23 protein-coding genes are annotated in these 20,131 nt (G+C 49.6%); 19 read left to right on the plus strand and 4 right to left on the minus strand.

Annotated elements, in window-relative coordinates; all coding sequences use genetic code 11:
- Positions 1 to 207 precede the first annotated feature (207 nt).
- From ACZ5PT_RS14090 to ACZ5PT_RS14160, 15 genes are all read left to right on the plus strand, one after another.
- Positions 208 to 732, plus strand: coding sequence for a hypothetical protein (locus ACZ5PT_RS14090; RefSeq protein ID WP_464263665.1), 525 nt, complete (start codon positions 208 to 210; stop codon positions 730 to 732).
- Between the two features lie 168 nt (positions 733 to 900).
- Positions 901 to 978, plus strand: a complete 78-nt coding sequence (locus ACZ5PT_RS14095) for an LDCC motif putative metal-binding protein (protein WP_464266746.1) — start codon at positions 901 to 903, stop codon at positions 976 to 978.
- Between the two features lie 58 nt (positions 979 to 1,036).
- Positions 1,037 to 1,507 (plus strand): hypothetical protein, encoded by a 471-nt coding sequence (locus ACZ5PT_RS14100; RefSeq protein WP_464263666.1) that lies wholly within the window; start codon positions 1,037 to 1,039, stop codon positions 1,505 to 1,507.
- A 214-nt stretch (positions 1,508 to 1,721) separates the two neighbouring features.
- Positions 1,722 to 4,022: a heavy metal translocating P-type ATPase gene (locus ACZ5PT_RS14105; protein WP_464263667.1), complete on the plus strand. Its 2,301-nt coding sequence runs from the start codon at positions 1,722 to 1,724 to the stop codon at positions 4,020 to 4,022.
- 74 nt (positions 4,023 to 4,096) lie between these two features.
- Positions 4,097 to 4,516 carry a heavy metal-responsive transcriptional regulator gene (locus tag ACZ5PT_RS14110; RefSeq protein ID WP_464263668.1) on the plus strand — a complete coding sequence of 140 codons (420 nt, stop codon included), beginning with the start codon at positions 4,097 to 4,099 and terminating at the stop codon, positions 4,514 to 4,516.
- Positions 4,517 to 4,539: 23 nt separating this feature from the next.
- Positions 4,540 to 4,746 (plus strand): DUF2933 domain-containing protein, encoded by a 207-nt coding sequence (locus ACZ5PT_RS14115; protein WP_464263669.1) that lies wholly within the window; start codon positions 4,540 to 4,542, stop codon positions 4,744 to 4,746.
- A 27-nt stretch (positions 4,747 to 4,773) separates the two neighbouring features.
- Positions 4,774 to 5,442 (plus strand): methyltransferase family protein, encoded by a 669-nt coding sequence (locus ACZ5PT_RS14120; RefSeq protein WP_464263670.1) that lies wholly within the window; start codon positions 4,774 to 4,776, stop codon positions 5,440 to 5,442.
- Positions 5,443 to 5,543: 101 nt separating this feature from the next.
- Positions 5,544 to 5,930, plus strand: a complete 387-nt coding sequence (locus ACZ5PT_RS14125) for a DUF302 domain-containing protein (RefSeq protein ID WP_464263671.1) — start codon at positions 5,544 to 5,546, stop codon at positions 5,928 to 5,930.
- A gap of 146 nt (positions 5,931 to 6,076) precedes the next feature.
- Positions 6,077 to 6,475 (plus strand): c-type cytochrome, encoded by a 399-nt coding sequence (locus ACZ5PT_RS14130; protein WP_464263672.1) that lies wholly within the window; start codon positions 6,077 to 6,079, stop codon positions 6,473 to 6,475.
- Positions 6,476 to 6,500: 25 nt separating this feature from the next.
- Positions 6,501 to 8,939 (plus strand): multicopper oxidase domain-containing protein, encoded by a 2,439-nt coding sequence (locus tag ACZ5PT_RS14135; protein ID WP_464263673.1) that lies wholly within the window; start codon positions 6,501 to 6,503, stop codon positions 8,937 to 8,939.
- A gap of 75 nt (positions 8,940 to 9,014) precedes the next feature.
- Positions 9,015 to 10,673 carry a c-type cytochrome gene (locus ACZ5PT_RS14140; protein WP_464263674.1) on the plus strand — a complete coding sequence of 553 codons (1,659 nt, stop codon included), beginning with the start codon at positions 9,015 to 9,017 and terminating at the stop codon, positions 10,671 to 10,673.
- Positions 10,663 to 11,145, plus strand: coding sequence for a QcrA and Rieske domain-containing protein (locus tag ACZ5PT_RS14145; protein ID WP_464263675.1), 483 nt, complete (start codon positions 10,663 to 10,665; stop codon positions 11,143 to 11,145). Before ACZ5PT_RS14140 ends, ACZ5PT_RS14145 begins: the two co-directional genes overlap by 11 nt.
- A complete protein-coding gene (locus ACZ5PT_RS14150) occupies positions 11,142 to 12,191 on the plus strand; it encodes a cytochrome b (protein WP_464263676.1) in 1,050 nt (349 codons plus the stop codon). The genes ACZ5PT_RS14145 and ACZ5PT_RS14150 overlap by 4 nt, the downstream gene beginning before the upstream one ends.
- 24 nt (positions 12,192 to 12,215) lie before the next feature.
- A complete protein-coding gene (locus ACZ5PT_RS14155; protein WP_464263677.1) occupies positions 12,216 to 12,749 on the plus strand; it encodes a PCYCGC motif-containing (lipo)protein in 534 nt (177 codons plus the stop codon).
- A gap of 89 nt (positions 12,750 to 12,838) precedes the next feature.
- Positions 12,839 to 13,471 carry a hypothetical protein gene (locus ACZ5PT_RS14160; protein ID WP_464263678.1) on the plus strand — a complete coding sequence of 211 codons (633 nt, stop codon included), beginning with the start codon at positions 12,839 to 12,841 and terminating at the stop codon, positions 13,469 to 13,471.
- A 323-nt stretch (positions 13,472 to 13,794) separates the two neighbouring features.
- Here ACZ5PT_RS14160 and ACZ5PT_RS14165 read toward each other — a convergent pair whose 3' ends face one another.
- A complete protein-coding gene (locus ACZ5PT_RS14165) occupies positions 13,795 to 14,373 on the minus strand; it encodes a TetR/AcrR family transcriptional regulator (RefSeq protein ID WP_464263679.1) in 579 nt (192 codons plus the stop codon).
- A 130-nt stretch (positions 14,374 to 14,503) separates the two neighbouring features.
- Between ACZ5PT_RS14165 and ACZ5PT_RS14170 the strand changes: the two genes are divergently transcribed.
- Positions 14,504 to 15,061: a dihydrofolate reductase family protein gene (locus tag ACZ5PT_RS14170; protein ID WP_464263680.1), complete on the plus strand. Its 558-nt coding sequence runs from the start codon at positions 14,504 to 14,506 to the stop codon at positions 15,059 to 15,061.
- 191 nt (positions 15,062 to 15,252) lie between these two features.
- Positions 15,253 to 15,825, plus strand: coding sequence for a recombinase family protein (locus tag ACZ5PT_RS14175; protein ID WP_464263681.1), 573 nt, complete (start codon positions 15,253 to 15,255; stop codon positions 15,823 to 15,825).
- Positions 15,826 to 15,958: 133 nt separating this feature from the next.
- On the opposite strand, the gene ACZ5PT_RS14180 is transcribed toward ACZ5PT_RS14175, so the two are convergent.
- From ACZ5PT_RS14180 to ACZ5PT_RS14190, 3 genes are all read right to left on the minus strand, one after another.
- Complete coding sequence (locus ACZ5PT_RS14180) at positions 15,959 to 16,162, minus strand: hypothetical protein (RefSeq protein WP_464263682.1); 204 nt, start codon at positions 16,160 to 16,162, stop codon at positions 15,959 to 15,961.
- A gap of 408 nt (positions 16,163 to 16,570) precedes the next feature.
- A complete protein-coding gene (locus ACZ5PT_RS14185) occupies positions 16,571 to 16,861 on the minus strand; it encodes a hypothetical protein (RefSeq protein ID WP_464263683.1) in 291 nt (96 codons plus the stop codon).
- Between the two features lie 128 nt (positions 16,862 to 16,989).
- Positions 16,990 to 17,178 (minus strand): hypothetical protein, encoded by a 189-nt coding sequence (locus tag ACZ5PT_RS14190; RefSeq protein WP_464263684.1) that lies wholly within the window; start codon positions 17,176 to 17,178, stop codon positions 16,990 to 16,992.
- A gap of 278 nt (positions 17,179 to 17,456) precedes the next feature.
- Here ACZ5PT_RS14190 and ACZ5PT_RS14195 point away from each other — a divergent pair, with 278 nt between their 5' ends.
- Both ACZ5PT_RS14195 and ACZ5PT_RS14200 read left to right on the plus strand, forming a co-directional pair.
- Entirely contained in the window at positions 17,457 to 18,395 is a 939-nt protein-coding gene (locus ACZ5PT_RS14195; RefSeq protein WP_464263685.1) for a helix-turn-helix transcriptional regulator, read from the plus strand.
- 176 nt (positions 18,396 to 18,571) lie between these two features.
- Positions 18,572 to 19,579 carry an HD-GYP domain-containing protein gene (locus ACZ5PT_RS14200; protein ID WP_464263686.1) on the plus strand — a complete coding sequence of 336 codons (1,008 nt, stop codon included), beginning with the start codon at positions 18,572 to 18,574 and terminating at the stop codon, positions 19,577 to 19,579.
- Positions 19,580 to 20,131: the final 552 nt, after the last annotated feature.

The following is a 20,131-nucleotide window of genomic DNA, read 5'->3' on the forward strand; positions in this document are numbered from 1 at the left end:
AAAAAGAATAAGCATGAGCCACTAACGGCAGAAACCATTAGCGGCGAATAATCTTGTCACTGTGTAGAATATTGTGCAAAACACAACTTTCAGACAAAAAGCAAAACCCCTAACTATCTGAACTTAATAGGACTTCCATGTTGGCACACGCATTGTAGTAATTGTTAAAAAGAATGATAAGAAATTGGCCTGCCAAAGGAGAATGACATGAAAAAAACAATGATGGTAATGGTTCTGGTTGGTTCCTTTCTGATGATGGTCGCTAGCATGAGCATTGCTGCCACCGATCATGAAGGGCATCATCCTGGAGAAAAACAGCCTGCAGCAACGAGTTCGTCTTCCGGGATGCACGGTTCCGGGATGCATGGTTCCGGGAAGATGGCCTGTCAAAGTTCTCAATCCTTCTTTCTTGACCAGGAAGCAGACCTAGGGCTATCCGAAGATCAAATTGCCAAACTCAAAGCAATCCGCTCAGGTACCCGCAATGAGAACATTCGCACTTCCGCTGAAGCAAAAATTGCCCGACTGGAACTGGCCGATCTGCTGGATAGCAACGATTGGTCTTTGAAAGATGCTGAAGAGTTGATTCGTAAATCACAGAAGCTTGAAGGCGATATTCAGGTTCGCCAGCTAAAAGCACTGAGTGATGCTCGCAAAGTGTTGACCAAAGAGCAGCTCGAAAAAGCGAATTCAGGCGGAAGCTCAGAAAAGCTGGAAGAGCTTTTCCAATAATCCGTAAAAGCTGAGCGTCAAACAAAACTTAGCCATTGGGACTAGGGCAGGTAGCACATGAGAACAGAAACAGTTCATAAAACCAGCAACTTAGATTTACACGGACCAAAGCAGCGAAATGGGAGTTGTTGCGACATCGAGAACCTGAAGCAGAAAAAGAGTAAAGGCATGATCGCACGTCTTCTGGAGAGACTGGCAAAAGAAAATGAAAAAAGCTTTGGCAGTACACCACCCAGGTGTCACTAAGAGGCATCCGGAACTTAAAAAGACAGATGACTGACACCAGATCGATCGAGGAGCGAAAATGAAAGCAACAATGTTACTCCTGCTAGCTATTTTGATTGCAGTTCCAGCTCTGGGCTTCCCTGGGGAGCAAAATGAGCAATGGCAGTCGCAAGAGCTTTCAGATCTGCCCGGCATGTCTTCTGCTGGGGCCAAATATATGCTCGGAGCCACTAAGGTTGATGGAGTTAAAAGTGTTGCTTACCTGAATGATGTCCGAAAATTGATGACTCGCTACGGCCTGAAACAAACGCATCATATTATGGTCACTTTTGCTGAGACTGTTTCTGGCAGTCCTATAGAGACTGGATCTGCAGAAATAACTGTAGTGGGGCCAGCTGGAAAAATTGTTGAAACGGTGACTCTTCTGGCCATGGACGGTGGTTTCGGTGCCGATATAACCCTTGCGCAGAAAGGAACATACCGGTTTGAAATCAGTACGTCGCTTGCAGGCGGGATTAAACGGGTCTTTTTGCATCAATTCGTCAATTAGGTGATGTAGAGGATTTTCCGATATTTTTCTGGTTGAGTCGCCAATGGAATACTTTGAAAAGGGGCCTTAGCCCCTTTTCTGCTTTAAAGACGTTAGAGGATGAACAGGCAAAAAAAATGGAAACAGAACCCTTGACCCTGAAGTATGGTACCGGGTTTATGCTTGCCTTAAGTCAGAAACGACAGGTGGATCGCGAGCATGAAAGGGGAAACAGATGAGCCTTCAGACATACAGAACCGACTCAGTTTACGCTGCAGGGGCAGATATCCTGACCGAAAAAACCGAACTGGCCATTTCCGGGATGAGCTGTTCCAGCTGCGTCGCCAAGATCGAAAAATCGCTGAAACAGATTCCTGGGGTTAGCTATGCCCAGGTCAATTTTGCCAGCGAGATCGCCACGGTCGAATTTACCAGCGGACAGGTTGCGCGTGACGATCTGGTCCGGGCCATCGAAGCGCTCGGCTACGAAGTCCAGGATGCTCGGCTAGAAGATCCTGTGGCCGGAGAACAGCAAGCCAGAGAGCAGGCGTTCAAAAAATTACGCAGCAAGTTTCTGCTCGGGCTGTCTCTCGTGGTGCCGCTTTTCATCCTGGTCCACTGGCAAAATCTGGGTCTGGAAAATCTGCTACCCCTGTCGAGGCAGAATAACTTTCTTCTGCAATTGTTGATTCAAACCCCGATCCAGTTCTGGGTCGGTTGGCAGTTCTATCGCGGGGCATGGAAAGCGCTGCAAAACAAAACCAGTGACATGAATACCCTGATAGCCACAGGAACCAGTGCTGCCTACTTTTACAGCGTTCTGGTTACTTTTATCCCATCACTCTTTGTCGCTGAAGGTCTGGTGTCTGAGGTTTATTTCGATACCGCAGGAGTGATTATCGTTCTGATCCTGTTGGGTCGTCTGCTCGAAGCCAGAGCCAAGGGACAAACCTCTGAAGCGATCAAGAAGTTGGTCGGTCTACAGGCGAAAACCGCAAGAGTGATCAGGGCTGGTCAGGAACTGGAAGTGCAGATTGAGGATGTGGTAATCGGCGATACAGTCATCGTACGTCCAGGCGAAAAGATTCCGGTCGACGGAATCATTCTTGAGGGAAATTCGTCGGTCGATGAATCGATGGTGACCGGCGAGTCAATCCCAGTGGGGAAGCAGGTCGGAGATGAAGTGATCGGTGTAACGATGAACAAGACCGGCAGCTTCCGCTTCGAGGCGACCAAAGTCGGTAAGGACACCATGCTCGCCCAAATCATCCGCATGGTTCAAGAGGCGCAAGGCTCCAAGCCGCCAATAGCCCGGCTGGCCGATATTATCGCCGCGTATTTTGTCCCGGCAGTCATCCTGGTTGCCCTACTCACCTTCGTTATCTGGCTGGTCTTTGGCCCTGAGCCAGCTCTGACCTATGCTTTGCTGAACTTCGTTGCGGTGATGATTATTGCCTGCCCCTGTGCATTGGGTTTGGCAACGCCGACCTCGATTATGGTCGGAACTGGTCGTGGCGCGGAATCGGGGATTTTGATCCGGGGTGGTGAAGCGCTAGAGACGACCCACAAGCTTGACACCATTGTGCTGGATAAAACCGGCACCATCACCAAGGGTGAGCCTGAAGTGACAGACATATTGCCACTTGCAGGGTTCGATGAGCTTGAGCTGCTGCGTTTGGCTGCTTCAGCGGAAAAAGGCTCTGAACATCCTCTCGGTGAAGCGATTGTCAAACGGGCCGAACAGGACCAGCTAGAATTGGCTGGCCTGGGTGATTTTCTAGCCATCCCCGGTAAGGGGATCAAAGTACAGATCGAAGGACGTGAGTTGTTGCTCGGTAATCCGCTACTGCTGACTGAACATGAAATTTCTGTACAACCATTGGTGGAGCAGATTTCTCAATTGGCCCGCGAGGGGAAAACCCCAATGCTGGTTGCTATCGACAAGCAGGCCGCAGGCATCATCGCTGTTGCTGACACGGTCAAGGATAACTCTGCGCAAGCGATCAAGGTGCTGCGCAAGTTGGGCCTCAAGGTTGTCATGCTGACCGGAGATAACCGCCAGACAGCCGAAGCGATTGCCCGCTCTGTCGGTATCGACCAGGTGTTGGCGGAAGTTCTGCCAGATCAGAAGGCCGCAGAGATCAAGCAGCTCCAGGCTGAAGGGAAGATTGTCGGCATGGTCGGTGATGGGATCAATGACGCACCGGCACTGGTCCAGGCTGATGTCGGTATCGCCATCGGGACTGGTACCGATATCGCCATCGAGGCAGCAGACATCACGCTGATCAGTGGCGAACTGACTGGAGTCGTCACTGCCATCGCCCTGAGCAAAGCGACTATCCGTAATATCAAACAGAACCTGTTTTTGGCCTTTGCCTACAACACCCTGCTGATACCAGTAGCGGCCGGTGTCTTGTTTCCGGCCTTCGGCCTCCTGTTGAACCCTATGTTCGCCGCTGCTGCGATGGGGCTTTCGTCGCTGACCGTGGTTGGTAATGCCGTCAGGTTGAGACGCTTTAAAGCACCAGTATTATGACAAGCCCTTGACTCTGTAGTGTGCTATAGGGTTTAGGGTATAGGTAAGTCATAGAGACAGACAAAGGAGTCACGATGAACGGTTTGACGATCGGCAAAGTTGCCAAGAAAGCAGGGCTCGGGATTGAGACAGTGCGTTTCTATGAGCGAGAAGGTCTAATCAAACCGCCGGCTCGGACCGAAGCGAACTATCGGATCTATCCGCAACGCGACATCCTCCGCCTGCGCTTTATCAAGCGGGCCAAAAACCTGGGGTTCACCCTCAGGGAAATCAAGGAACTGCTCTCCCTGCAACATGATTCAACAGCGACCAAGGCAGATGTCAAATTACAGACCGAGGCGAAGATCGAAGCTATCGAATTGAAAATTCTCGATCTGACCCGTATTAAAGAAATTCTCGAAACACTGGAGGAAAGCTGTGATGGCCACGGACCGACCAGTGACTGCCCGATTCTCGACGCACTTGAAACCGGCCATGGACTAGACGATAGCTGATCCTGCAAGAAAAAGGAGCTGTCATGAAAACTTCAAACCAACTTTCCGGGATAGGCCACTGTGGTAAATGGATGATAGGAGCGCTCTTAACTGGCGGGGCAATCTACTTCCTGTTTCCAGAGTATCAACCACAAATCATCAATGCTCTTCCATTTCTGATTCTGCTGTTATGCCCCTTGATGCACGTATTTATGCATCGAGGTCATGGCGAGAAGCAGGACAAGAACTAACGAGTAACATTGAAGGGAGGTTGAATCATGAACGAATCTCTTCCCGCTTACGGACTATGGACGATGGTGATTATCAACTCCGCAATTTTCATCATCTTTGCTTTCAGTTTCACCAAGCCGAAGACCAAACTCGATTGGCGGTCGCTCGGCGCGTTTTCCGCCTTTATCGTCGCCTTGTTCGTCGAAATGTATGGTTTCCCGCTGACGATTTTCCTCCTTTCCGGCTGGTTGCAGAGTACGTTCCCGCAGACTGATATTTTTGCTCATGGCAGCGGCCATCTCTGGCAGACTATTTTTGATTTTGAGATGGACCCGCACCTGAATCCCATCCACCTGCTAAGCAATGTGTTGATCGCGGCCGGATTTTATATTGTCTACAAAGCCTGGCAGGTGTTGCATGCCGCGCAACAGCAGGGAAAATTGGCAACTACCGGACCTTATGCCGTGGTTCGCCATCCTCAATACGATGGATTTATGTTGGTGATGGTCGGATTTTTGATCATGTGGCCGACCCTGCTTACATTATTGATGTTTCCGGTGCTGGTGGTTATCTATCTGCGGCTGGCCAAGCAGGAAGAAAGACTGGTTCGAGCAGAGTTCGATCCTGAATATACCGAATATGCTCAGAAGGTCCCCGCATTTATCCCTCACTTGAAGCGGGCAAAGGACAAATTTGATGGGGTATTGCATCCATAGCAGGAATTTAGCATGTGGTTTCGATAGAGGTGAAAAAGGAACTAAATGCAGTACAGTATAGACTGCGGAACGGATAATTATTCAGGCAGAGGAGAGCTTAAATGACGTACTTTTTCAATAAAGAAGTTCAGATGGATTTTGAGCAGACGATCGAGTCTGTGACCGAAGAGTTGAACAAAGAAGGTTTCGGCATACTGACCGAGATCGACGTTAAAAACACCTTGAAAAACAAGCTGGATGTCGATTTTCGCAAGTATCGTATCCTTGGGGCCTGCAATCCGCCCTATGCTTACCGGGCGCTGCAAGCCGAACCTCACATTGGCACCATGCTGCCCTGCAATGTCATCGTCCAAGAGTTGGAAAACGGTTCCGTTGAGGTGGCGGCCATTGATCCGCTTGCTTCGATGCAGGCAATTGGAAACCCTGAGCTGCAGACGATTGCCGAAGAAATTCAGGGGAAACTAAGAGCAGTCATCGAACGGATGTAGTCGCTACGTGTAGCCTGATATTGAAAGGGGGAATCATGGGGTTGAAAGCTTATGTCGTATCTAGTGTAACACTAGCCTTGTTTGCGTTTTTGCTTAGCCAAGCTGTTTTCGCTCACGGGACGGAAAAACATCAGGCAGGCAAGGTGATGTCTGAGCACATGAAAGAGATGTATGCCTTAAGAGATAAAATTCCCGAAGAGTACCGCGTCATGCAGCGTACGCCGATTGTTCCTGACGAAGAATCTCTGCAGCAGGGACAAAAACTCTTTGAACAGAGCTGCGTGGTTTGTCACGGTAAAGCCGGAGACGGTAAAGGCCCTGCGGCGGCAGCAATGTCGACTCCACCGGCAAACTTCCTCGACAAGAAGCATAGCGCCATCTATGGCCCCGGTGAAAAATACTGGATTATCGGCAACGGTTCAGGAAAGACCGGGATGCCTGGATTTTCGCAAATTGACCCGATCGATCGCTGGCATTTGGTGAACTACATTCTGCATTTACAGCAGGAAGGTGCTGCAGAAACCAAGGGGCATGGCCACCACTAAGAAAAAAATGAGTAGGGGGGACAAAATGGCAAGGTTCAGCGTTCTTATCCTGGCAATCATTCTGACCGGAAGTGGCTTTTCATCTTTGTCCCTGGCCAAAACTGTCGAGTATCGACTGACCGTTGCCGAACAGCAGGTCAACTATACCGGCAAGACTGTTTCGGCAATGACCATCAACGACGGGATTCCGGGGCCGACCCTGAGTTTTACCGAAGGCGATCTGGCCCGTATCGAGGTTCATAACCAGATGTCAGTCGACACCTCGATCCACTGGCATGGCCTGCTGGTTCCTCCCGGCATGGACGGAGTGCCATTGATCAGCTTCCCGCCGATCGCGCCTGGCACCACGTTCACCTACGAATTTCCGATCCGCCAGAACGGCACCTACTGGTATCACTCCCACACCAGTTTGCAGGAACAAAGCGGGGTCTACGGGTCGATCGTCATCGAACCACAGCAGCAGTCGCTTGCTGTAGACCGTGATCATGTGGTTCTCCTCTCCGATTGGACCGACGAAGATCCGCATCAGGTGCTTAGAACCTTAAAGCGCGGCAGCGAGTGGTATGCCTTGGAGAAAGGGAGCGCCCAAAGCATCTTCGGCGCTGCGCGTGCCGGCAAACTTGGGGAATACTTTACCCGCGAGTTGCAGCGGATGCCGGCGATGGATATCGCCGATGTCGCTTATGATCGCTTCTTCGCTAACGGGGCCAGTGAAATCACTCTGGCTGCAGAGCCGGGAGAGCTGGTACGCCTGCGGATTATCGACGGCTCGGCAACCACCTTCTTTCACTTGGAGTTTTCCGGCGGTCCAATGCAGATCATCTCCGCGGACGGTCAGGATGTTGAACCGGTCGATGAACAAATGCTGCTGATCGGCGTAGCCGAGACTTATGATGTTCTGGTGAGAATCCCTGAATCAGGGCGCTGGGAGCTGCGCGCCACAGCCCATGACGGCTCCGGTTTCGCCAGCATCTGGCTTGGACAGGGAAAGGCGCATCCCGCTCCAAGTTTGCCGCTGCCGGATCTCTACGCCGGCATGGGTCATTCCAGCCTCGAAAACATCTTCGCTTTGACCCCTTCCGGGGTGATGGGGATGCCCGACGCAGACGTAAATGCCGGTCGTTTTGATCAGCCCGGGATGATGATGGATCATGGCGGTCATGACATGCATGATATGGGCGGCTCGACCGGAACAATGGATCACAGTGGCCACGCTATGCCCGGCATGATGAAAAGTGAACCACTGAGTATAGAAGAGACACAGGAGCTGGAATCTCTCTTCGGGGAAGATCCTGCTGATTCAGTGCACACTGGACATGATATGAGTCCAAAAGCCGAATCGGCCCAGACCAAGTCGTACGAAGAGCAGCCTATGCCGACTGATTCCATGCGTAACGGAAAAAAGTATGGCCGGGTTTTCCGTCCGCTGGCCACCGATATCTCTGCTGCCGAAGCTGTTGCCGTCGATGGTATGGGCCCGGCCCGGCCGTGGCCCCCTTACGAGAGATTGCGTGCGACCAGGTCCACAGCACTGCCAAAAGATGCCCCGATCCGTGAGGTGCGCCTTACCCTTGACGGCGATATGGAACGCTACGTCTGGTTCCTGAATAATCAGGCCTTGTCCGAAGCGGACGATATCCTGATCCGTGAAGGTGAAGTCGTTCGCTTTATCATGATCAACCGCACCATGATGCACCATCCGATGCACCTTCACGGCCATTTCTTCCGTGTGGTCAACGGTCAGGGTGACTATTCCCCACTGAAACACACGGTCGATGTTGCCCCCATGTCGACCACCGTCATTGAGTTCGAAGCCAATGAGGTAGGCGACTGGTTCTTCCACTGCCACCTGCTGTACCACATGAAAGCCGGCATGGCCCGCATGGTCCACTATGAAAACTTTGACCTGCCGCAAGAACTTGTGGATCTGCGTCCCGGACTCTACAAAGATTCTTGGTATGCCTGGGGAGAAGTCGACCTGTTGAGTAACATGTTTGAAGGGATGGCTGTTCTGTCCAATACCCGCAACATCCTGAGGGCCGAAGTCGAGGTCGGCTGGCAGGAGGTCGAAGAGACCGAGTGGGAAGCTTTCTTACTTTGGGAACGTAGCATCAACCGTTTTTTCAGCCTGTTTGCTGGCGGCAACTTTGAGGGTGAACTGGTTGACGGCGAATTAGGGGAAGCTGTTGAGGAAGAAAGAGGGCTGATCGGTGTTCACTATCTGCTGCCACTCAACCTGGAATCGAGCGCTTTTGTCGCCACTGATGGCGAAGCAAGGATCGTTCTCGAAAAAGAATTTGAACTGACACCACGCATTGGGCTTGTCGGCGAGGTTGAATACGACACAGAAGAGAAGTGGGAATCGGCCATCGGTGTTTCCTATCTCATCAACAAGACCATGTCGGCGAAAGTACAATGGCACAGTGAATACCAATGGGGTGCGGGTCTGCAGATTCGGTTCTGATCTTGCTGGTATAAGTCACAGCTTCATGGGTTTTCTCTCTTGCAAAGTTAACAGTTTTTCAGAGCGGCGTATTTTATGGGGTCACAAAAAAAATGGATAAATCTGTTTTTCGCTGCTGCGATTGTCGTTCTCTCTGCTGTTGTGTTGCTCGCCATTTACTTGTCTTTCGTAAAACATCCTCTTCAACAGCATCATACTATTCCTGACCTGACCATCAACTTGGGGGGAGGACCTGTTCGGGAACATTGTACCTATTGCCATCCTGAAGGAAGCAGACCATCCCCTGATCTTTCGCAACAAGCAGTCGAAGGCCACCCGGATATAAGACCTCACCAATGGGAAAAACTCGGCTGCACTGGTTGCCATCTCGGCGAAGGAATGGCTCTGGATGCCGATATCTCACACGGCCTTCAGGTACTTGGTGCACGCAGTGTCCTTAAGGGGAAAGACCTCCAGGCCAGTTGCTTTCAGTGCCATTTGGTTGGTCCACTGGCAGGGGCCGAGAAAGCCTGGAAAGGCTATCAAAGGTTCATCGCCAAGGGCTGCAACACCTGCCATCATATTGCCGGGATTGGCCGTGGAGGGCGCTATGGTCCAGATCTGAGTCATATCGGATCGTTGCTGGGGCTTGATCTGATCCAGCAGGCCATCCGTGAGCCGAAGGCAAATCTCGCCAACTCGATCATGCCCCGTTTTCCGTTGTCGAAAGGGCAGGCACGAGAGATCGCCTATTTCCTCAAAAGCCGCATCAAACAGCCTTTCTACGCGACAATGATGCAGATACAGGCCGGCCAGGTAGAGCTGCCTGCCATCAGTCTCGCTCCGAAAGGACGTAAGCTTACCGAGGGGGAAAGGCTGCTGTACGAGAAACAGTGCCTGGCCTGCCATCAGTTTCGCGAGGTCAATGGCCGGATCGCTCCTGATCTGAGCTTTATCGGTTCACAGCGCGACCAGGATTATCTCTCCGGTTTTCTTGATAACCCTGCCCGTTACGTTCCGGGGGCGGTGATGCCACGGGTTGCCATGTCTAAGGAAGAGCAGACCGTCCTGGTCGACTATCTGAGTACGCAGGCCGTTGCGCCGGAAAATTTGTCCCTGATGCTGGCAAAAAAGATGGGGAACGAAGAACCCACCAAGCAACTGTTTATGAGGTTGTGCCAGGTTTGTCATGCTGCCGAGGGGAATGGCCTGGGCCCGATTCAACCGAACCTGGCGAACTTTCCCCGTGCGTTTACCGGCAACGCTCAATTTTTTCAACAGGTTGATCATAAGCGCTTACTAGCGAGTATCGAAAACGGTATTCCGGGGACCTCGATGCCAGGCTACGAAAAGATCCTCTTGGCTGAGCAGCGTGAGCAAGTGCTTGGCCTGATCTTCCAGGCATTTATCGGCATCGATGCCGCCGACAAGATCGCTCTCACACCTTTACCAGAGCAAAGTTTAGCATTGTCTGAGGAAACCATTGACGACCTGTTCCGAGAACGCTGCTCGCGTTGTCATGGCATCAGCGGCAACGGCAAGGGAGGCGAATCGCTGCAGTATTTGCCGCGTCCGCGCAACCTGACCAACAGTCGCTATTTTTCTACCCTCAGTGATGAGCGGGTTGCCAGGGCGATTCTTGATGGCATTCCGGGAACGGCCATGCCGGCCCATAAACAGGCATTGAAAGCGGCTGAACTCTGGGGGCTGGTCGGCAAAGTCCGAAGACTGTCGAGGTCACAGAATGCAGAATAGTGCCAAACCGGAACGACGCAGTTTTCTCAAGCGGAGCCTGCTGATCGGTGGGCTGACCATCTGTTGGGGCGGGATTACCGCAATCCTGCTCGATGTCTGGCTGGCTTCCGGACGGTTCTCCTCTGCCCACTGGCGCAGCTTGACCCTGCAGAAAGAGTTGGCCGATGAAGGAGTTTTCCCCTTTCCGGAACAGGGGGTTGCTCTGTTGGTGCGTAATCAGGCGATTGCTGCTGTCAGCCTGGAGTGTACCCATTTGGGGTGCCTGCTAAATGTCGTAGACGAGGGCTTTTTCTGCCCCTGCCACGGCAGTGAATTTGGCCCGCAGGGTGAAGTCTACTCCGGTCCGGCAACCCGATCGCTCCTCTGGCACGATATCAAAATCAATAACGGAAAAATATGGGTTCAGTCGGTCGCGGAACTAAAGAAACCGACCTGGAAGTCCCTGGGGAAAAGTAATGGAGAAACGGCGTGAGTGGTAAGGCGCGTAATTTTTTTGACCATCTGCATGTCGGTCAGGTTCGTCGTCGGGTACTGCATCCACTAACAACCTGCGGTTTTGGAATCGCAGCACTGACCTGTCTCGGCACCCTGTTTGTCACCGGCTTCACCTTGTTCCTCTACTACGTACCTGATCAGGCCCAAGCTTATGAACGGATTCTGCATATCAGCACCACCTTACGTTTTGGGAGCTTGATCCGTAATCTGCATTACCTGTCGGCAAATGCCCTGCTGATCCTTGCCGTTCTGCATCTGAGCCGAATTTTTCTGATGGGGAGTTACAAGCAGCGCCGCCTGAACTGGATCTACGGCCTTATTCTGCTGGTGCTGGTACTTTTCGCGAATTTCACCGGTTACCTGTTGCCCTGGGATCAGATCTCCTACTGGGCCGTCAAGGTCGGGGCAAGTCTGGCTGGATATTTCCCAATATTAGGTCCGACATTGCAGAGCTTCCTGCTCGGCGGACATGAAGTTGGCCAAGAAACCCTGGCGCGATCCTTTGCTCTGCATGCAGGCATTCTCCCTTTTCTCTTATTAACCCTTACCTCACTCCATCTCTGGCGCGTGCGCAAGGATGGCGGACTGGCTCTCCCGGAGAGCAAAGACGAACAGCATCTGCCTACCGTGCCCTGGCTTTATCGACTTGAGGCCGCATCGGCGATGTCTGTCCTAGCGATTCTGATCAGCTTAGCCCTGGTCATCGATGCCCCGATCTTCGAACGCACCGATCCCGCTCATCCACCGAATCCGGCCAAAGCCCCCTGGTACTTTGTCGGCTTCCAGGAACTGGTCAGTTATTCAGCCGTTATCGGCGGAATCGTTGTTCCGGTGCTGCTGGCAACGTTTCTGCTGGCTGCTCCTTTTCTTGATCGCAGCAGCAGTTGTGGCGGCAAGTGGTTTGCCCCGGATCGCTGGCGCTGGAACTTGGCATTTACCTTGCTCTTAGTTAGTCAGATCGTATTGATCCTCGTTGGCCTATTTATGCGAGGACCGAACTGGCAACTGGTGCTGCCATTTTAAACCTGGTGGCCGTAAGGAGAAAAAATGCTGAAGCGCTCTATGCAGATTCTACTGGTCTTGATCCTGTTGTTTCCAATCGCAGCCGTAGCCATGGACAACGTCCAGCAGCAACGCTACGACCAGATTATGAAAATGAAGATGGCGCAATTGACTGAAGCTACCGAGGAACTGCTGGAGCAGAAATTCCCGGACCACGACTGGGATCAATACAACTTTCCTGACTACGCATTTCTCAATGATTCCATTGAGATGGGGTATCGTGTCGCTGTTGTTACACCGAAATTGCTGGGCAAGATTGATGCTTCGGCAATCGATCAGGGAATTCCCTGTTACTGTTTTTGCGACGCGATGGGGCATCGTGATTTGCTGGCCTGCTTCTTAAAGGATGGCAAACTCAACAATGGCTACGATGATCACGCCTCCGCCTGCAATATCTGTTATGGCCAAGCGTTGCTGGCTTTTCTTTGGCAGGACGCAGGGGCCAGCCACGATGAAATTCTGGCCGGAATGAAGGTCAAGTTTGCCCGTATGATCAAGATGAATGAAGAAAGGAAATAGCGCTTCAAACTGTTGAATAGTCTACAGCTTTAACTGAATATTCTCCGTATCTCCCTGATTTAGTCTGGGTCGCTGTAAGGAGATAAAAAATGAAAAGATTATTTTTCATATTGTTTGCGTTGATCTTATTCCCTCTGAACGGTTATTCGCAATCCTACCAGGTGATGCGGGATCTAACTTTTGAATTTGAGTTACCAAGCATCCGTTGGCAGACCGCCGAAACTGCCCCGCGTTTTCTCATTGTGGAAAGAGCCAAGCATATCCACGACAACATGATGAAAAGATTTATACAGCGTGGGATCGAATCCAAGGAGAAGGCAGCCGAAGTTCAGCTCAAAGCCAACGAACTCTTTATCTTTAACCAGCAGACCGGATCCTACCTGGAGATCGACTTCAGCCCCTTAAAAAAAGACGACAAGGTCCCATCAAAAAGATCAATCGCCCTTTCCGCAAAATACACCGGTGAAGAACTCGAACATGAAGAAGGATTGAGCCAGGTAAAACAGAAATCCCACAAGGTCAAAATCGAAGGGTCGAAATACGCCTACCGCGTTGATGCTGAATTTGTAAAACATGATGAGGCCAAGAGGTTCATTGGCTTAATTGGTTTTGTTGACAAATACTGGTTCTATCTTTACTACACAGCACCTGCTGGCGCTTCTCAGGATTTGTCTGAGATGGAGGATCTTCTGAATTCAATTGTTATCAAATCTGCGGGATAGTTGACTAGGGACTACTCGACTTTTTCAAAATAGTAAGTTTGACCGGCAGAGTCAGCGCCAGATTCCGACAAGTGTCGACTTGTTGGACATAGAGCGAGGGTAATTTCAGTCTGAAAGTGCTAACCGGAGCAAAACGTCTCGGAAGTTGCTCCATATCTAATTTTGGGTCTGGAGAGTGGCTAGATCTGACATTACTGTAAGTCGACACTTCCAGTAACGCAGTGTTCGATATGTACCCCATTCCAAGAAAAGCCCATGATCTGGTAATCATGGGCTTTTCACGTTCTATGGAGGGTGACTTTTGAAACACGCCCAATAACTCTTCACGATTCTAACGCTTCTCTTTGAAGCGCTCGCAAATAAAGAGCTAGCGACTCCTCCATAGCAGAAAGCTCCAGATTGGATTTATTTGCTGTGCATTGTAGCGCCAATGCGAAGCCATGTAGATAATCGACGAGTAAATCCAAAGCGGCTTTTTTATGCTCATCCCTTAACCCCAGGGGAGCAATTGCCAGGTAAAATCGTTCCCTGAAGACATTGGCTGGGGCTTCGACTGTCTCCCCCATAGAGAGCAGTGTTTCAAGTAAACCTGGATGATCTCGCAGTAGGGTCAAGTAGCTGCCACAAAGTTGCGTCACTTCCTTCTTCCAGTTATCGCCCGAACCAGGCATATAGACATCCCGCATGATTGAAACCGTAATGGACTCAAGTAACGCAGCCTTATTGGCAAAATAGTGATATATCGCCATTGGATCGACTTCTAAGTGGTTAGCAAGGGCGCGAATACTGAGTTTTTTGTTTTCCTGCAACAGCCACTGTTTGGCAGCGCTGACGATTGTTTCGCGATTTAACCTGTCGCTGTCCCGACCCGGACGACCTCTTTTTTTCTGCTTGACGCTCATTCTGACCTCTGTTATCTATTTATTCTACAGTGTAGAATTTACATGAATCGGTTGATAAAGGCAACTCTGTTTTCTTCAACCAAGTCCAGCGCATAATGTCTGCTGGCGCAATCAATATAAGGAGTAAATTGTGGCTTCAGTAACAAAAACCAAAGTTTCCGTTTTTATCGCCACTAGTATAGATGGCTTTATTGCCAGGCGAGATGGGAGTATCGATTGGCTGGAAAGCATTGAAAGCTCGGAAAAGGGCGAAGACTATGGCTACAAAGAACACTTCTCTTCGGTAGATGCCCTAGTCATGGGTCGGAATACATTCGAAAAAGTTCTGTCATTCGGCGACTGGCCCTATGGATCTAAGCCGGTCATCGTGCTCAGCAAGAGTTTAACGGAGGTTCCCGAAGACCTGCGGGACCGGGTCAGAGTTGATGCTTCCTCGCCTGAAGAGCTTATTGAGAAATTCCTCCAGGAGGGTTTCCGGCGTATCTATCTCGATGGCGGGGCCGTCATCCAGGCCTTTCTTCGTGTCGGTCTCGTGGACGAAATCACCCTAACGCAGTTGCCCCTGTTGATCGGTCAAGGTCTGCCTTTGTTTGGAGAGCTGCAAGAAGATGTCAGGCTGCGTCATTTAAGTACCCAGACATGGGATAATGGGTTTGTGCAATCAAAGTACGAAGTAAGTGGAAAGTAGAAGAGAAATTAACGACAAAGGATAAAAGCCCTTCTGATTTCCGGAAGAGCTTCTTTTGGGTGTCTGATAAATGGCCATTTCCAGTAACCTACCTTACCCCCTGAATAGATTATTCGATAAACTTCAAACCATAATCCTCTTGCACCACACCCTGGGTGGACTGTCAGAAACCAGTATCAATGGAGGTTGTTATGGGAATGAGAGTTGGTTACGCGAGGGTTAGCAGTGCCGGACAGAAGCTGGATGTTCAGCTTGATAAGCTGGAAGACTGTGATCGAATCTATTTTGAGAAAGCATCCGCCTCTTCGACGACATCACGACCAGAACTTTTGAAGGCATTAGATTTCGTTCGGGATGATGACGTCTTGGTTGTGACCAAGCTGGATCGACTGGCTCGCTCCGTTGTCGATATGGCGATGATTATTACTCGCCTGACGGAGAAGAATGTTGATCTTGTCGTCCTTGATCAGGGGATCGACACGACAACGATGTACGGGCGACTGCAATTCAATATCCTGACATCCATTGGTGAATTCGAGAGGGAGATCATAAGGGAACGATCCAGGGAGGGGCGAGAAAAAGCACTTGCCAACGGTGTGAGGTTTGGAGCCCCAGCAAAATTAACAGAACTAGAAATCAATCAGCTTATCAAGGACTATGGAAGCCCCGATGTAAGCAAAAAGGAACTCGCTGAGTTCTATGGCCTTAGCCGTTCATCGGTATATCGAATCTACAAAGAGCGCCAGCCAAATATGTCTGATTAATGCAGCAAACCAAGAAACCCGCATGATCTGTTAATCATGCGGGTTTCGCGTGTTTAAAGGAGTGACCTATAATAAAAAGGACACCTGTCTCTATGTGGTTATGAATATTTGAGGTCTTTGCTGCACGCGAGCTTTAAAAGAATCCCCTGCGTTCAGCAAAAAAATTAAAATCTCTGTCTTTTCCCAAGTCTCTCTGCGGCCCCTCACCAACATCAATCCAACCATTCGACCGCTTGAATTTGGCGACTTTGTCTAGGGATAGAAATACATTAAAGGCTTTCTTTCCCATCAGACAGACAGCCCCATCTTTCAACTCAACATCGATTCTCAATGGCATTGCAAACACCTCGTCAAGCAATAGACTCCTGCGAACGAAAACAACGTAATCATTTAATAGTTTACACGATGAACAAGAGATGACCACTGGTTGGCGGTGGCCATCTCTTTTCACCTCTAAACATCAAGGCTTTTCGGAAGTTGATCGTGGGTGTTTTTGCTCCAAACCCGACAAACAATCGTAAACTTCTCGAAAATTGCTCCGCATTGAAATACAGGTCGGAAGGTTGGACAGGCCGAGCATGTCTTGAATATCGCCATTTACAGGAATAATCGTACAAAAACTAGGTCTTTTGGTAAATAAATTGTGGGCGATTCTTCCTATCAAATGCTTGGAAAACAGTTTCGGCGCGATAAAATCGTAAGTGTTTAGGGTGCTGGGAACAATTTAAATTAGATCCAGCAAAGTTCAGGAAGGTCGCCTTAAGACTTTTTTATCGATAGGCAGAATGCAATTGCGAGACGACCAACGCGTCTGATCTTTGAACCTTGGCAACTCAATTGTTTTGCCGATCAAGTGAGTTTCTTCGGCACCAACTACAGACAGTAGCTTCACCTCAACGCTTTCTCGGTGAAGTTTAACAATGGTCGCTTTTCCACTATAGAAGAAACCACCTTGGCACCAGCTAGCCTCTACAGCCATGCCGGTCGATAATTTCCGATCAAAATTGCTGAGGTTAAATAGGTTGTCGATCATCATCCCTCTTCTCTTTTATTAATCCATTCCAGGCAAGCCAAGAAAGAAACGTAAAATATGAATAGAAATCCTTACTTTGTGCAGAGACTAAAAAAAGCCCACGGACTTTTACCCGTGGGCTTCACGTTATCTTATTGCCAAGCAATCTCTTCACAATCGTTGTAGTCCCAGATTTCAGTGCTCGAACCGACACTGACTGTCAGCCCATCCCCATTGACATTGACGACAATGCCCTGTTTTTCCGAATTGAAGTTTTTGACCCGGCGTAGGTTGCCGTGTGCCACTGCTTGAGAGAGATTAATCAACCCTTCAGTTTTCATTTCGATTCAGAGCCTCCTCTGGATGTGGTTTCGCCACCAAATGATGGCTGATAAACATGCCTCTACTTAGATCGCCGAATTTTAAGTTGCCCCGACTGAAGCTCCCGGACGTTGGTAGCCATCAGCCGCCCGTTATTGGAGAACTAATCAGAGCTGTAAATCCACTTCTTTTACCTGAAGTCTATGGTTAAGCGCTTTCAACGTAAATACAATCATGTTACACATATAATGCATATGCAATATAGGGGTTCTGCTCGGAAGATCTGAGAGGAGAAACAATGAAAAAAAGAGGGCAATGTCCTGTCGGAATCTGTGAAGAATTTGAGTCTTTGCGTACTCAACTGCAATCGCTGCAGAAAGCGCATGATGTTAATGCTCAAAACCAGTTAGAATCTCAATTACGTGAACGGGTCAAGGAGCTTGATTGCCTTTATAGGCTGACAAAGCTGATTGAGCGCAATGAGAATTCGCTTGATACCATCCTGCATGGCACTGTTTCCCTCCTTCCTGGATCCTGGCAATATCCAGAAATCGCTTGTGCAAGAATCCGTTTTCGGGAGCAAACTTTTCAGTCGAGCAATTTCAGGTCAACTCAGTGGCGGCAGAAAGCTCCTATTATGATCTCAACTTTTAATGAGGGAGTTGTTGAGGTCCATTACCTCAAAAAGAGGCCGCAGTTGGATGAAGGTCCGTTTCTTAAAGAAGAGCGACAACTGATTGATGCCATTAGTAATCGCATTGCCAAAGCGGCTGAAAGGATAAGTACCCAAAGGCAACTTCAGGTTGAACGCCAGGCGCTGCAAGATGCTAATGCTGCCCTTCACGACTCATTGGTGCAGAGTCAGAAAGAAAAGAAAATGCTTGGAGGGTCGATACAGGCCAAGATCGATAAAATCATCACGCCGATACTTTATGCACTGCAAACGGAAATGAATCCTAGTCAACAGGAGTATTTGGCATTACTTAAAAAAAATCTATCGGACATCGTTACCCCTTTTGTTGAAGGGAGCCAAGTAGTTATGGGCAAGCTTAGCCCTGTAGAACTTCAGATCTGTAACATGGTTAAAAATGGTTTGGGGACTAAGGAAATAGCCAATTTAAGAGGGATTTCTCCCGCGACAGTTAATCGACATCGGGAAAGTATCCGACGTAAACTCGAACTAACCCATCGCAAGGTTAATTTGACATCTTACCTCAATAATCTCGTAAATGAATGACAACCCTATGTGTCAGCGTAGTTGTCACCTCTATCTGATTTCCTGAATAATGGGGCAGTGAGGAGAAGAGGGATGCAAATTAGCTGGTAAGCGCTAAGCTTAGTTGAGGAAAAGTGGACCAGAATAAAATTTGGGAACGAGCACGCATGCCTCAGGAATCGACCAGAACTCGGCGAATGACCGCAGAAAAAATTGGGCTTCAGACCCTCTGGGCACTGTTACAGGGGTCACCGTTGGCAATCTTCGCCGTCGATAAGGAGGGATCAGTTCTGATTTGGAGTCTGGCAGCCGAGCGTCTGTTTGGTTGGGAAGAGCAGGAGATATTGGGTCGAACCAACCCAATTATTTCAGAGGAACGGGAAGAAGAATTCCAGCAGTTGCGAAATCGTGCCCTATCTGGAGAGGTTTACACCGACATGGATATGCGTGTGAGCAGGAAGGATGGCTCGCAAGTAGAGATCAGCATTTCCACGGCACCGCTGCGGGACGAAGCTGGGGGCATTTTTGGTCTCATGGCCGTGATCAAAGATATCAGCGAACGCAAGCGGATGGAAGAAGCACTGCGAGAGAGTCTGCAGAAATCGCAGAGAATTTTTGATGAAACCATCCATGCTCTAGCCTCTGAGGTTGAAAAGAGGGATCCATACACCGCTGGGCATCAACGTCGGGTTGCCCGGTTGGCGTTCGCCATAGCGAAAAGAATGGGCCTTCCCGAAGAGCAGATCCATGGCATTCACACTGCAGCTATTGTTCACGATATCGGCAAGATTTCCATTCCGGTTGAAATCCTCAGCAAACCGGGAAAGTTGTCAGCCATTGAAAAGAGCTTTCTCAAAATCCACCCGCAAACGGGCTATGAAATCCTTGAAGGGATCGAATTCCCCTGGCCGATTGCCCGGATAGTTCAACAACATCATGAACACCAAGATGGAAGCGGCTACCCATTGGGTCTAAAAGGCGCTGAGATACTGTTGGAAACCAGCATCCTGACCGTAGCTGATGTTGTTGAAGCTGCCGCGTCCTATCGTCCCTACCGGCCTGCCAACGGAATTACCTTTGCTCTAGATGAAATAAAAAAACACAAGGGCCATTATTACGCCCCTCAAGTCGTCGATGCCTGCCTGGTCCTGTTCAAAAGTGGGTTCAGCCTAGAGGACTTACCACTTCATAACAGCCCCCTCTGAATACACCTTGTATATCAAGTCTCTGGTTGGAGTTCTGGCAATCGTCAGCCCCTGGGGGCTATTCCGATCTTTCTGGTCCTGTGTGGCACCGTTTCACCACTGAATGCCAGAAGAGGGGTAGTAACTGGAATCTAATCGATATTGTTCGACTCACCCCGGAACGAAAAAAGACCTCCGAATAGGCCCTGAGATCAGAAACTGCATGAATGAGTTTGAAGCGACAACTACCTTGACGCCTGCCGCGGGGTCTTACTTTGCCTTAGGAAAAATAGGGCAGGGGAGAAGTCCCTGCTACGATAATTTCCTTTGCAATAGCAGCGTTGTCAGTCATGAGGTTTAAGGTTATCTATTAGCTTTCTTATGTCCTCAGTCCTCCATACCGTCGTTCTTTCCGTGAGTTTTATCGCTTTTGGAAATCTTCCTGTTTTAATCCCTTGCCACCAAGTTGTTTTTGATACCGGTATGATTGGTGGTATTGGCGGACCTGCTTTAGGGTTCCCTATGATTTGTGACAATCTTAGAAAACCAATTTCAGGAAGTCTGTTATTGCCC

The sequence above is a fragment of the Desulfuromusa ferrireducens genome (assembly GCF_055389805.1).